At 46.1% G+C, this 13,081-nt stretch carries 11 protein-coding genes and 1 tRNA gene; 9 read left to right on the top strand and 3 right to left on the bottom strand.

Annotated elements, in window-relative coordinates:
* The first annotated feature begins 55 nt into the window (after positions 1–55).
* The 5 genes from FCU94_RS11560 (at position 56) to luxS (ending at position 6,653) form a co-directional block, all read left to right on the top strand.
* The gene (locus FCU94_RS11560) at positions 56–1,006 is read left to right on the top strand and encodes an NADP-dependent oxidoreductase (RefSeq protein WP_176288695.1); all 951 of its coding nucleotides are present in this window, start codon (positions 56–58) and stop codon (positions 1,004–1,006) included.
* On the top strand, positions 1,000–1,461 hold the full coding sequence (locus FCU94_RS11555) for a YqaA family protein (protein WP_176288694.1): 462 nt from the start codon (positions 1,000–1,002) through the stop codon (positions 1,459–1,461). The genes FCU94_RS11560 and FCU94_RS11555 overlap by 7 nt, the downstream gene beginning before the upstream one ends.
* Before the next feature lie 9 nt (positions 1,462–1,470).
* Complete coding sequence (locus FCU94_RS11550; RefSeq protein ID WP_176288693.1) at positions 1,471–4,329, top strand: M16 family metallopeptidase; 2,859 nt, start codon at positions 1,471–1,473, stop codon at positions 4,327–4,329.
* A gap of 108 nt (positions 4,330–4,437) precedes the next feature.
* Positions 4,438–6,006: a glutamate--cysteine ligase gene (gshA, locus tag FCU94_RS11545; protein WP_176288692.1), complete on the top strand. Its 1,569-nt coding sequence runs from the start codon at positions 4,438–4,440 to the stop codon at positions 6,004–6,006.
* 128 nt (positions 6,007–6,134) lie between these two features.
* On the top strand, positions 6,135–6,653 hold the full coding sequence (gene luxS / locus FCU94_RS11540) for an S-ribosylhomocysteine lyase (protein ID WP_176288691.1): 519 nt from the start codon (positions 6,135–6,137) through the stop codon (positions 6,651–6,653).
* A 45-nt stretch (positions 6,654–6,698) separates the two neighbouring features.
* Here the strand turns inward: luxS and FCU94_RS11535 are convergent, their stop codons facing one another.
* Positions 6,699–7,175: an RDD family protein gene (locus FCU94_RS11535; protein ID WP_176288690.1), complete on the bottom strand. Its 477-nt coding sequence runs from the start codon at positions 7,173–7,175 to the stop codon at positions 6,699–6,701.
* A 192-nt stretch (positions 7,176–7,367) separates the two neighbouring features.
* Here FCU94_RS11535 and FCU94_RS11530 point away from each other — a divergent pair.
* Positions 7,368–7,452, top strand: a tRNA-Leu gene (locus tag FCU94_RS11530).
* 213 nt (positions 7,453–7,665) lie between these two features.
* Positions 7,666–8,361 (top strand): VC0807 family protein, encoded by a 696-nt coding sequence (locus FCU94_RS11525; protein ID WP_176288689.1) that lies wholly within the window; start codon positions 7,666–7,668, stop codon positions 8,359–8,361.
* Between the two features lie 44 nt (positions 8,362–8,405).
* Here FCU94_RS11525 and ahpF read toward each other — a convergent pair whose 3' ends face one another.
* Together ahpF and ahpC are read right to left on the bottom strand one after the other, a co-directional pair.
* Complete coding sequence (ahpF, locus tag FCU94_RS11520) at positions 8,406–9,974, bottom strand: alkyl hydroperoxide reductase subunit F (RefSeq protein ID WP_176288688.1); 1,569 nt, start codon at positions 9,972–9,974, stop codon at positions 8,406–8,408.
* Between the two features lie 146 nt (positions 9,975–10,120).
* Positions 10,121–10,678, bottom strand: a complete 558-nt coding sequence (gene ahpC, locus FCU94_RS11515) for an alkyl hydroperoxide reductase subunit C (RefSeq protein WP_176288687.1) — start codon at positions 10,676–10,678, stop codon at positions 10,121–10,123.
* Between the two features lie 227 nt (positions 10,679–10,905).
* On the opposite strand from ahpC, the gene FCU94_RS11510 reads away from it, so the two are divergent.
* Entirely contained in the window at positions 10,906–11,313 is a 408-nt protein-coding gene (locus FCU94_RS11510) for a VOC family protein (RefSeq protein WP_176288686.1), read from the top strand.
* Positions 11,314–11,434: 121 nt separating this feature from the next.
* Positions 11,435–12,697, top strand: coding sequence for an HD-GYP domain-containing protein (locus FCU94_RS11505; protein WP_176288685.1), 1,263 nt, complete (start codon positions 11,435–11,437; stop codon positions 12,695–12,697).
* The last annotated feature ends 384 nt before the right edge of the window (positions 12,698–13,081 follow it).

The following is a 13,081-nucleotide window of genomic DNA, read 5'->3' as shown; positions in this document are numbered from 1 at the left end:
ATATTCAAAGGGATGCTTTCGCATCCCTTTTTTATATCGATAGGGAAATGAAAAAATGGAAAACAGACAAATCGCAATCTCTCAATTTGGTGCCCCTAGTGTCCTGGTGACTCAAGTCGCCCCAGTGCCTGAACCACAGGCAGGCGAAGTGCTGGTCAAAGTACACTTTGCTGGTGTGAACCCTATCGATGCAAAAACTCGCGCAGGCCTAGGTTGGGCGGCTTCAGAAAATAAAGACAAACTGCCATGGGTTCCGGGCTACGATATTGCCGGTGAAATCATTTCGCTGGGAGCGCAAGCGGAGCGCTTTAATGTGGCAGACAAAGTGGCTGGTTTTATTGGTTTTCCGCTACAAGGCGGTGGTTACAGTCAGTATGTAGCAGTACCCGAGAGCGCATTGAGTAAAGTACCTGATTCCGTGACATTAGAAGCTGCGGCAGCACTACCTCTGGCTGGCCAAACCGCAGTACAAGCGCTCGATAAAGCTGGGGTAAAAGAGGGTCAGCGAGTGTTGATCCTTGCAGGGGCCGGTGGCGTCGGGCATATTGCGATTCAAGTGGCTGTGGCGGCGAAAGCCGAGGTGTTTACCACGTGCAGCGAAGCTAACCTTGACTACATGGCAACGCTCGGCGCACATGCCGTAAACTACAAGTTTGCCCCCGTTTCTGAACGTGTTGAAGAGGCTGATGTACTGATCGATCTGATTGGTGGCGATGCGGCGTTAGATGCGCTCAACTGTCTTAAAGACGGTGGAACTGTGGTGACGGTGCCGACGTTGAGCGCGGAAATGATTTGTGAGAAAGCGAAACTGCTTGGCTTTGAAGCCACTGGAATGTTGGTCGACCCAAATCCAGAGCAGCTAGATGCGTTGTTATATATGGTGAGTGTCGGACTCGTCAAAACTGAAATCCAACAGATCTATCCGCTAGAGCAAGCAATCGAAGCGCACCAACAAATTGAAACGGGTCATACGCGAGGCAAGGTGTTGCTTGATATGCAATGCTAGAAGCGTTTAACAGCGCTTTTGCCTCGTTTGCTCTTTGGTTTTCTGATTCGGCACTGTGGGTTCTCTTTTTTAGTGGATTTCTCAGTGCCACTCTTTTGCCCGGTGGCTCTGAAGCTGGGTTGATCGCCACCCTTTCCCTCAATCAATACTCAACGCTCGTTATCCTTGCTGTGGCTACCATCGGCAATACGTTAGGTGGTTTGACCAACTATTGGCTCGGCTTGTGGTTACCCAATCGAACTCAAGATGAAAAGCATGGTCATAAAGCATTGTTGTGGTTGAATAGATACGGTTATTGGTCTCTGCTGTTAAGTTGGTTACCGATTATTGGTGATCCATTGTGTTTGGCTGCTGGATGGCTAAGAATGCATTTTTGGCCTTGTTTGTGGTTGATTTTAATCGGTAAAGCGCTGCGCTATAGCCTACTCGCAGCGGTGTATTTTGGATTGTTTTAAGGGGATGTCATGAGAAAGTTCTGGCTTGGTGCGGTTTCCCTTCTCGCACTATATGGCTGTTCTAGTAACACGCTCACTTCGGTACCATTTTTTTCTTCCTTGCCGCCAGGCGTCACTCTGATTGAAGAGGTCGACGCTCAACCTGGTAAGGCGATGATTCCATACTCAAAATATCAACTCGATAATGGTCTCACGGTCATTCTCTCCCCAGATAGCTCTGACCCTTTGGTTCATGTTGATGTGACTTACCATGTAGGATCTGCACGTGAGGAAGTTGGAAAGTCAGGCTTTGCACACTTCTTTGAACATATGATGTTTCAAGGCAGTGAGAACGTTGGCGATCAGCAGCATTTCAAAATTATTACTGAGGCCGGCGGTTCACTTAACGGCACCACCAATCGTGACCGCACTAACTATTTTGAAACCGTTCCAGCCAATCAGCTAGAAAAAATGTTGTGGCTGGAGTCTGACCGCATGGGCTTTCTACTCGACGCGGTGTCGCAGCGTAAGTTCGAGATTCAGCGTGAAACGGTCAAAAACGAACGGGCGCAAAATTATGACAATCGTCCATATGGGTTAATGTGGGAAAAAATGGCCGAAGCCATGTACCCTGAAGGCCATCCATATTCTTGGCAAACTATTGGTTATGTAGAAGATTTAGACCGAGTGGATGTCAATGACCTTAAAGCGTTCTTCCTGCGATGGTATGGGCCGAATAACGCGGTTCTGACCATAGGTGGCGATATCGATATCGATCAGACATTAGCTTGGGTAAACCAGTATTTCGGTTCGATCCCACGAGGGCCGCACGTTGAAAAAGCGCCTAAGCAGCCCGCCACCTTGAATGAAGACCGTTATGTGACTTTGGAAGATCGCATTCAACAGCCAATGCTATTAATAGGTTGGCCGACCCAATACAAGGGGGCCGAGCAGCAGGCATCGCTTGATGCGTTAGCCAAAGTGCTTGGGGATGGTGCTAATAGTTTGCTCTATCAAAAATTGGTCAAAACTCAACGAGCTGTCGATGCTGGCGCGTTCCAAGATTGTGCTGAACTGGCGTGTACTTTTTATGTATACGCGATGGCGCCTTCTGGTGACAAAGCTGCGCTGTCTCCTTTATATCAAGAAATGATGCAGACCCTAGCAGAGTTTGAAGCTCAAGGTGTCGATGAGGCACGACTAGAACAAATTAGCGGTATGGCTGAAGCTAACGCAGTTTTTGCGTTGCAAAGCGTGCGTGGCAAGGTCTCTCAGCTGGCCTCAAATCAAACGTTTTTTGGTCAACCTGACCGGATTCAATCTCAGTTGGAACAAATTCGAGCTGTTACGCCAGAGTCGGTGATGGCAGCCTACAAGCAGTATCTCAATGGTCATCACAAAGTGGCGTTGAGTGTGGTGCCAAGAGGGAAATCAGAATTGGCGGCCAAGCCTGCCACTTTTGTCACCCCAGAACGTCGCTTACCAGAGCATCAAACTCTTACCGAAGATCAGCTCATTTACCGTAAAGCAGTGGATGACTTTGATCGTTCAGTTATGCCTGAGGTCGCGGAAGCGGTTAAAGCTGAGATGCCAGATCTGTATCGCTTATACTTTGAGAATGGCGCCGAAGTGCTTGGTACGGTCAGTTCAGAAACTCCAACAGTCCAGTTAGAAATCAGCTTTCCTGCTGGGGAGCGTTATGTGGCACCCGGCCAGGAGGGGCTGGCCAAATTGACAGCGGCCATGATGCAAGAAGCGACGTTAGACTCTAGCCTAGAGGAGATTCAAGCGCGTCTCGATAAGCTCGGCAGTACCTTATCCGTCAGCGCGGGTAACTACACCACGACGCTATCCGTATCGAGTTTGGAAAAAAACTTAACCGAGACGCTAGTAATCGCCCAAGAGGTGTTGTTTAAGCCAGCATTTCGTCAACAAGACTTCGAACGCATACAGAAACAGATGCTCGAAGGCTTGGTTTATCAACATCAAAGACCGAGTTGGTTGGCGTCTCAAGCGACCAGGCAAGTGCTGTTTGCTGATACTATTTATCAGAGACCCAATGATGGTACTGAGTCTTCGGTGGCAGCACTTACCCTTGCCGATGTGAAACAGTTCTATCAGCGCCATTACACGCCGCAAGGTGCACAGATAATCGTTGTAGGCGATATGACTAAGCGTCAAGTCAAGCAGCAGCTTGGTTTTATCGCTCAGTGGCAGGGGAAAATCCCCCCGTTACTGAGAGCGCAGTCAGTCAATCCGTTAACAGAGCCCAGAATCTATTTGGTTGATAAACCTGGAGCACCGCAAAGCATCGTGAGAATGGTGCGCCAAGGGTTGCCGTTTGATGCTACAGGGGAAGTCTTCCTGACTCAGTTGGCTAACTTTAATTTAGCGGGTAACTTCAACAGCCGAGTTAACCAGAACTTGCGTGAAGACAAAGGGTACACATATGGCGCCAGCGGTTATCTGGCTTCCAATCGAGAAGTGGGGGCGATTGTCTTCTCGGCACAAGTTCGCGCCGATGCGACCTTGGCGTCATTGATTGAGATGCAAAAAGAACTCACCAAGTATAGTCAAGACGGAATGACAGATGAGGAAATGAAATTTTTACGCTTGGCGGTCGGTCAACAAGATGCGCTAAAGTATGAAACGCCTTCACAGAAAGCCGGACTGCTTGGTAGTATTCTTGCCTATAGTTTGGATGAAGATTACCTCAAGCAGCGTAACGAGATTGTCGAGACGGTTGATAAACGCACCCTAAACCAACTGGCGAGCAAGTGGTTTAGCCCACAGGATTATCAAATCATAGTGGTGGGTGACGCGCAGAGCTTAAAAGCTCAGCTAGAAAGTTTACAGATTCCGATAGAAGAGCTTGAAATCATCCGTTAGAGTACACATAACATAGTGCATAACTAAAGGGTGACTTTGGTCACCCTTTATAAATTGTTTAGCCAGTTTGGTAGCAATACTGAACCTCTGATATAAGCGAACCTCATTTTGACTGAATTTGCTGCGCGACTAGAGCGAGTTGCACAAAACCCAGATGTATTTAAGAGTTTTGGCCGGGGCGTAGAACGCGAAACCTTGCGCTATCACCAAGATGGCCACTTAGCGACTACACCGCACCCCAGCGCTCTGGGCTCTGCTTATGCCAATAGCTGGATCACCACCGACTTCTCCGAGTCGCTATTAGAGTTTATCACTCCGGTCTCCCATGACATTTCAGTGCTGACCTCGCAACTTGAAGATATTCATCACTTTACCCAAACCAAATTGGGCGAAGAGAAAATGTGGCCGTTGTCGATGCCTTGTTACGTTGGCAGTGAAGACGATATCAAGCTGGCGCAGTATGGCAGTTCCAATTCTGGAAAAATGAAGACGCTCTACCGCGAAGGGTTAAAGCGGCGCTATGGGAGCCTAATGCAGATCATCTCTGGGGTGCATTTTAATTTCTCTTTCCCAGAGTCTTTCTGGCAACAACTTTTTGGTGAACAAAACCAAGAACAGCGCCAAGAGAGTAAGTCACAAGCGTATTTTGGCCTGATTCGTAATTACTACCGTTTTGGTTGGTTGATCCCATACTTTTTTGGCGCTTCACCAGCGCTGTGCGCTTCATTTATTCAAGGGCGAGAAACTAAGCTACCTTTTAAAAGTGTTGGTGGGACGCTTTACCTTCCTTACGCAACGTCATTGAGAATGAGCGATTTAGGTTATACCAATAGTGCACAGAGTTCGCTTAAGATTGGTTTTAATAGCCTAGCTGAGTACCTTGATGGCTTGAATACTGCGATTCGTACCCCGTCTGAACAGTTTGCTGAAATTGGCGTTAAAGTGGATGGTGAATACCGTCAGCTCAATAGTAACGTACTACAAATAGAGAACGAACTGTACGCACCAATTCGGCCTAAACGAGTCGCAAATGCGGGAGAGAAACCTTCAGAGGCCCTAGCTCGTGGTGGAGTAGAGTACATTGAAGTCCGTTCTCTTGATGTTAATCCATATAGCCCCGTCGGCATTACCGAAGAGCAAATACGTTTTCTTGATCTGTTCTTGGCTTGGGCGGCGTTAAGTGATTCTGAACCGATGGATTACTGTGAGCAAGCGTGTTGGCGCGAAAACTGGAATAAGGTGATCGTCGAAGGTCGCAAGCCTGGTCTTGAACTGCAGATTGGCTGCAAAGGTGAAGTGCTAACATTGCAAACTTGGGCCAAACGCGTCTTTGCCGAGCTGACGCAGATTGCAGAGCGGATGGATGCAGTGGTAGGTGGTCACGCTTATCAAGCGGTATGTGAAAAACTCGTTAGTTGGATTGATAATCCACAAATGACAATTTCAGGACAGCTGCTAGAAGATACTAAGCGTCTTGGCGGGCTAGGCAAGGTCGGGTGTACGTTTGGAAAGCAGTACCGTGAACAACATCTAAATCACCAATACCGTATTTATACTGCCGAACTGATGGAGCAAGAAGTGGTGCGATCTCAGTCGGCGCAAGCGGAAATCGAAGCGTCAGATGATATCGCTTTTGATGATTTCTTAGCTCAGTATTTCACGTATTTGAAGGCATGACGCATTCGCGCCTAATTTAGGGCGAGAAAGCACAACAACATGGAACAATGAGGGGGAGGATAACTTCCTCCCCGCTATATATCTGACAGTGAATAGCCCATTGCGGGTTATACAAATGGAGAAGGACAATGCCGTTACTCGATAGTTTTACCGTTGATCATACACGAATGAATGCGCCAGCCGTGCGCGTCGCTAAAACGATGACCACCCCGAAAGGCGACACGATTACTGTGTTTGATTTACGCTTTACTGCCCCTAACAAGGATATTCTGTCTGAAAAAGGCATTCACACTTTAGAGCACCTCTATGCAGGTTTTATGCGTAATCACCTTAACGGTGACAGTGTAGAAATCATTGATATCTCACCGATGGGATGCCGTACCGGTTTTTACATGAGCCTGATTGGGACGCCACAAGAGCAGCAAGTTGCCGATGCATGGTTAGCTGCGATGAACGATGTGCTGAAAGTAGAGAGCCAGAATAAGATTCCAGAACTGAACGAATACCAATGTGGAACAGCGGCAATGCACTCGCTCGATGAAGCAAAGCAGATTGCTCAGGCCATCATTGATTCGGGGATTTCAGTGAATAAGAACGATGATTTAGCACTTCCAGAAGCCATGCTAAAAGAGCTCAAAGTCGACTAGAAATCTCAACTATAAAAAAAGGAAAGCTGAGCTTTCCTTTTTTTATCAATTCGCTTTTGGCAAAACCACAACTTGAGTGTTTGCCCAGATATCGTGGAAGCCGCGCTTTTTCGGGTCTAATGGCACCAGTAAGTTAGCCAAGCCAAACCCTGATGTCGCAATACGAATCAGACATTGCGTAACTGAAACGGCTTGACCATTGGCACTGCGTAAGTGCAGCTTCCAAGCTCGCATTCCGAGTGTTTGTCCAGCGCGTGTCCAAAAATAGACAAAGAAGTACACCCACACAAACGCAAGATAAGCGGTGTAAATAGGGCTCCACACGGGATGGTTGGTGAGGAAGTCACTGACATCAGCGTAACTGCCAACGTGAAAAATCCCCAAAGCCATCAATGCATGCAGAATCGCAATCACGATACCCGCCGCCATCATTTCGACAGCGATAATGATCAATCCATCATAAATTAGAGCCCCCAAGCGGCGAAACAACCCAGCTGGTGGTAAAGAGTCAGTATTAGACATAAACGTGGCTTACCTAAACTTAAATAAGGCGCAAGAATATAGCCTCACTCTCCATCTGAAAAGAGACCTTGCGCACAGCTTATCGATTTGTGGCGATTTTATCAGCAAACGACAATTAATTCAGTCTTTTGCACTTGCACGAACGCCTACCATACGTATAATGCCAATCATCAAAGGGCAAAGCCCCAAGATGCCGGTGTGGTGAAATTGGTATACACGACGGATTCAAAATCCGTTGCCTTCGGGCGTGGCGGTTCAAGTCCGCCCACCGGTACCATATTTAAACGATAAAGCCTCGACGAAAGTCGGGGCTTTGTTGTATCTAGTGTTTGGTAATTCAATTTCATCGTGTCGGGTTGGGTGTGAGCCCAGTTTTGTGCGCTGTCACAAGTCGTTACACAGGGTGAGGGCCAAGCGCTTTACATCTGTAGTGAAGCAGGGAACAATTCCGCTTCGAGCTGCACAATGTAGCTATAAGTGATGGAAGATTATGAGTAGTACTGAAGCAAGAAAACCCAATCCACTGTTTGAGATCGTGATTAACGTTCTTTTACCTTCACTGATTCTAATGAAGCTTAGTGGTGATGAGTACTTGGGCACGGCAATGGCGTTGATCGTCGCGTTGGCTTTTCCAGCGGTGTATGGCGCGATGGAGCTGATTCGCCATAAAAAATTCAATTTTATTGCAGCACTTGGTTTTGTCAGTGTGCTTCTGACCGGAGGTATAGGGCTACTTGAGCTCGATACTAAATGGCTTGCATTGAAAGAGGCGTTGATCCCCGGTTTGATTGGTATGGTAGTGTTTGGTTCTAGCTTTACTCGTTATCCAGTAGTGAAGAAGCTGATTTTTAACGACACTCTGCTTAATCTTGAAGTGATCAAACAGAAGCTAGAGCAAACTGGTAACCACGCCGCATTTGAACGCTGTTTGTCGACGTCAAACTATCTTTTCGCCAGTACCTTTATTTTCTCTTCAGCAATGAACTATTTTCTCGCTACTTGGATTGTGACGAGCCCAGCAGGCACCGCTGAATTTAATGAGCAGCTCGGCAAAATGACACTGTATAGCTACCCGATGATTGCAATTCCGAGCATGTTGATGATGATTGGCATTTTTTATTATGTTTGGCGTCAGGTACGCAAAATGACTGGGCTAGAGACAGAACAAATATTCCATCTGAAATGATAATGAATCACCCGCGATTGAGCGGGTGATTTTGTTTCCAATGACTAGTCTTGTTTGCGAATAAGATAGTCAAACGCCCCTAAGCTCGCTTTTGCGCCTTCTCCCATCGCAATGATGATCTGTTTGTAAGGAACGGTTGTGGCATCACCCGCTGCGAACACACCCTCTAGGCTCGTTTCACCGTGTTGGCCAACCTCAATTTCTCCGCGTTCTGATAGCGTCACTTGTGAATCCTTTAGCCACTCTGTGTTTGGCACTAGGCCAATTTGAACAAAGATCCCCGATAGTTCAATCTCTTTGGTTTCATCTGTGTTGCGGTCTTTATACTTCAAGCTAGTGACACGAGTACCGTCACCCACAACTTCGGTGGTTTGCGCCATCGTGATGATATCCACGTTTGGTAGTGAGTTCGCTTTGTCGATAAGCACTTGGTCTGCGCGAAGTACGTCGGCGAATTCAAGAACCGTTACGTGTTCTACGATACCAGCAAGGTCGATAGCTGCTTCGATACCTGAGTTACCGCCACCAATAACCGCGGTTTTCTTACCTTTGAATAGGGGACCGTCACAGTGTGGGCAGTACGCGACACCTTTGTTGCGGTACTCTTGCTCACCCGGAACGTTCATTTCACGCCAGCGTGCACCAGGGCTTAGGATTACACTCTTACTCTTCAGCGTTGCGCCGCTTTCAAGTTGGATGTGAATCAAACCATCTTCTGTGTGCGCTGCGCCCATTAGCTTCTCAGCTTGTTGCTCAGTTACCACGTCTACATCGTACTCTTTTAGGTGCTCTGCTAGGTCCGTTGCCAGTTTTGGACCTTCAGTACGTTTTACCGAAATGAAGTTCTCAATTGCCATGGTGTCCATAACCTGACCACCAAAACGCTTAGCAACCACGCCAGTACGAATACCTTTACGAGCAGCGTATAGAGCCGCTGCGCTACCACCAGGACCACCGCCGACAACAAGAACGTCGTATGGGTCTTTTTTGTTCAGTGCTTTCGCCGCTTTCTCGCTCGCGCCGTCATCCACTTTGTTGAGGATTTCAGTCAGAGACATACGACCTTGACCGAATAGCTCACCGTTCACGAATACACTTGGTACAGCCATGATGTCGCGTTGTTTCACTTCATCTTGGAACAAACCACCATCTATCATAGTGGCTTTTACTCTCGGGTTGATCGCCGCCATCATGTTGAACGCTTGAACCACGTCCGGACAGTTTTGGCACGACAGTGAAATAAAGATTTCGACCTCGAGATCTTTGTCTAGTGCCGCGATTTGCTCAATCACTTCTGGTTCTAGTTTGATTGGGTGACCACCAGAATGAAGCAGCGCCAAGACTAGAGAGGTAAATTCGTGACCCATTGGCAAGCCCGCAAAGCGCATTGCTGTGCCTTTTGCTGGGTTTGTTACCGCCATCACGGGTTTACGTGCGCTTGCGTTGTCGTCACGTTCAACGGTGATGAAGTCGCTCATTTCAGCGATTTGATTGGCTAGAGAGAAAATATCGTTTGATGCTTTGCTTTCATCTAGGCTAACCACTAAACGTACTTCTTGTTTTACATTAGCCAGATATTGTTTGAGTTGCTGTTGGATCGCTTGGTCTAACATAGGTAATCATGCCTTACTTAAATGGTTATTCTGGATAAAAACAAAAGGGAGAGCGGACCAGGCCGAAGGTCGTCAGGTATCAAACCTGGAACGCTCTCAAACTTATCGATAATTAGAGATGTTCAGAGGCGAACGCTTAACCCCAATTAGATTTTGCCTACTAGGTCTAATGATGGCGCTAGTGTCTCTTCACCTTCTTTCCATTTAGCTGGGCAAACTTCGCCTGGGTGCGCTGCTACGTATTGAGCGGCTTTCACTTTGCGTAGTAGATCTTCTGCGTCACGACCGATACCTTCAGCAGTGATTTCCATTGCTTGAATAGTACCTTCTGGGTCGATTAGGAACGTTGCACGGTCAGCAAGACCTTGACCTTCACGCATCACACCGAAGTTGTTTGTGATGTTGCCTGTTTGGTCGCCAAGCATGTAGTACTGAATCTTACCGATTGTGTCTGAGCTGTCGTGCCATGCTTTGTGAGTGAAGTGTGTGTCAGTTGATACTGAGTATACTTCTACGCCACGTTTTTGTAGTTCTTCGTAGTGGTCTGCAAGATCACCAAGCTCTGTTGGGCACACGAAGGTAAAGTCTGCAGGGTAGAAGAAGAACACGGCCCATTTACCAAGAACATCTTGCTCAGTAACTTCAACGAATTCGCCGTTTTTAAATGCAGTCGCGCTAAATGGCTTGATCTTAGTGTTAATCATATCTTTACTTTCCTTTCAGTTTATTGGGATGAGCAATGTTTGTTGCTTTCGGAAAGTATATTCACACGTAGAGTAAGTTAAATAAAATTGCTTGTATCAATCCTATTAATAGTTAACACCTATTGATCTGTTCTGGGAAACGGTGGTTGGTTTGTTTTTTTATTTATTTTTCCGCGGGTTACAAAGTTATCGTCTATCTTTATAAAAAATAGTAAAGGACGACATCTATGTATCAAGTAACACCGTATCTCTTTTTTTCTGGACGATGTGAAGAAGCGCTTAGCTTTTATCAGCACTGTTTTGGTGGTGTAGTACTGTCAAAACAGTACTTCAAAGATTCGCCTCAGCATATTGAGGGGGCGGACCCGAATTGGGTTATGCACGCTGAACTTGAAGCGTTCGGTATGAAGTTGATGTTGTCAGATGGTGTTGTGGCGCGAGAGTTGAGAGGTAACAATATTGCTTTGTCTGTGGTACTGGATGATCTCGATGAGCAAGCGCGCCTGTATGACAAACTAGCAACAGAAGGGCGCGTTATGATGCCTTTAGCCGACACATTTTGGGGGGCAAGGTTCGGTAAAGTTGAAGATAAATTCGGTGTTCGTTGGATGTTGCACTGCGAGCTTGTGAAGTAAGGAAGTAAAACTATCACTACAGGTTATTGAATTATCAATAGTACACATGGATGGTGAATTAAAACTCGCCTTCATCTAAAATCAATCCATTGGTTCAATTAGAAAAAGTTGTATTAAGGTCGTGGCGAGTATCAAAATTACAGTAGACAGGTTGCAACCTGGATTACACATTCGGCTTCCAGTTAAATGGAATGAACATCCGTTTTTGTTTAATAGCTTCAAAATTAAAGACCAAGAGCAGATCCATATGATCCGTCACTTGGGTATTAAGCACGTGTTCATTAATCCAGCGCAAAGCGATACTCAGCCCTTACCGCCAGCAGAAGAGTCGGCTGAAACCGCTCAAGATCAAGCTCAAGAAGAGCAAATCGATCTCGAAGCGCAAAAGCTATGGAGAGAAAAAGAAGATCGGATAGAAAAACTGAACGCATATCGTCGACGAGTGATCAGCTGTGAGAAAGAGTTTGAGCGTTCGTTATCACGGATGCGAGCGGTAATGAATAAAATTCGTAGTCGCCCGGAGCAAGCGGTCGACGAAGCCACTCTTCTGGTTAACGATATCGTGGATAAGTTGCTTAGTGACGATAATGTCACGCTACATCTAATGAATGGTAAAAGTGAGTTTGAAGACATTTACTTTCACTCACTTAATGTCTCTGTTGTTGCCATGATGGTGGCGAAAGCGAAAAAACTAAGTGCTGATAGAATCAAAGAAGTCGCCTTTGCTGCTCTGTTCCATGACATGGGGAAAGTGAAAATACCCACCGCTATTTTACGCAAGCAAACACCACTGACTGAACCAGAAACCAATTATTTAAAACTGCATACTAAATATGGCCTTGATATCGCCGCCAATATGGAGAGTTTTCCTGAAAGTGCCAGAACGGTTATTGCGCAGCATCATGAACACAACGATGGATCCGGCTATCCTGAAGGGCTGAAAGAAGATCAAATCGATGAGTTAACGCAGATTATCTCAGTCGCGAATGCCTACGACAATTTGTGCCACAGTAACATCCCCGCTGAGCAAAAAATTCCTTATGTCGCATTATCCCATTTGTATAAGAACTGCAAACACCTCTATAACCATGAAAACTTAAGCTTGTTAATTAAGTTTATGGGCATCTATCCACCAGGAACTGTGGTTCAGTTGTCTAATGACATGGTTGGTTTAGTGATTTCGGTAAATGCGAAAAACATCTTGTTTCCTAATGTGCTTATTTATGATCCATCGGTACCACGTACTCAAGCGCCGATCATCGATTTAGCAGAAAAAGAGATAAAGATAGTGAATGCGATTCTGCCCAATAAGTTGCCCGATAAAGTGCGAGAGTACCTTAACCCTCGTTCGCGAATCTCTTATTTCTTTGACTCAGATGAGTAGTTATCCACAACTTTCTGTGAGTAAGTTCTGATTAAATTGAGTATAAATTAGAGTCTGATTGATTAATGGTCAGTCGGGCTTTTTTTTATGGAAAATAGAATGATTTCACTTGCCTTCCAGATCCAACCGTCTATAATGCGCTCCCACTGACACGGCAGATGCTACAAGGCTTCAGCAATTGTCAGCGAGGTGAAAAACTACTAAAAAATAAATTTGAAAAAGTGTTTGACTCTTCAAATTAACTCGCTAGAATTCACCTCCGCTTTGAGAGAAAAGCTTCTCGAAAAGCAATGTTCTTTAACAATATAAACCTATCAATCTGTGTGGGCACTCGTTGATGATAATCCAAATAGTTTCTTCGGAAACAATTTAGGTTTCAATGAA

The sequence above is a fragment of the Vibrio sp. JPW-9-11-11 genome (assembly GCF_013369335.1).
In the GTDB taxonomy this organism is placed as follows: domain Bacteria; phylum Pseudomonadota; class Gammaproteobacteria; order Enterobacterales; family Vibrionaceae; genus Vibrio.
The sequence above is the reverse complement of the archived record's forward strand: the minus strand, read 5'-3'. Positions and strand labels throughout refer to the sequence as shown.

Coding starts and splice junctions, on each gene's coding strand:
- ahpF (WP_176288688.1), bottom strand. CDS start 9,974: ATGTTAGACCAAGCGATCCAACAGCAACTCAAACAATATCTGGCTAAT.
- FCU94_RS11560 (WP_176288695.1), top strand. CDS start 56: ATGGAAAACAGACAAATCGCAATCTCTCAATTTGGTGCCCCTAGTGTC.
- FCU94_RS11555 (WP_176288694.1), top strand. CDS start 1,000: ATGCTAGAAGCGTTTAACAGCGCTTTTGCCTCGTTTGCTCTTTGGTTT.
- FCU94_RS11550 (WP_176288693.1), top strand. CDS start 1,471: ATGAGAAAGTTCTGGCTTGGTGCGGTTTCCCTTCTCGCACTATATGGC.
- ahpC (WP_176288687.1), bottom strand. CDS start 10,678: ATGATTAACACTAAGATCAAGCCATTTAGCGCGACTGCATTTAAAAAC.
- FCU94_RS11535 (WP_176288690.1), bottom strand. CDS start 7,175: ATGTCTAATACTGACTCTTTACCACCAGCTGGGTTGTTTCGCCGCTTG.
- FCU94_RS11510 (WP_176288686.1), top strand. CDS start 10,906: ATGTATCAAGTAACACCGTATCTCTTTTTTTCTGGACGATGTGAAGAA.
- luxS (WP_176288691.1), top strand. CDS start 6,135: ATGCCGTTACTCGATAGTTTTACCGTTGATCATACACGAATGAATGCG.
- FCU94_RS11525 (WP_176288689.1), top strand. CDS start 7,666: ATGAGTAGTACTGAAGCAAGAAAACCCAATCCACTGTTTGAGATCGTG.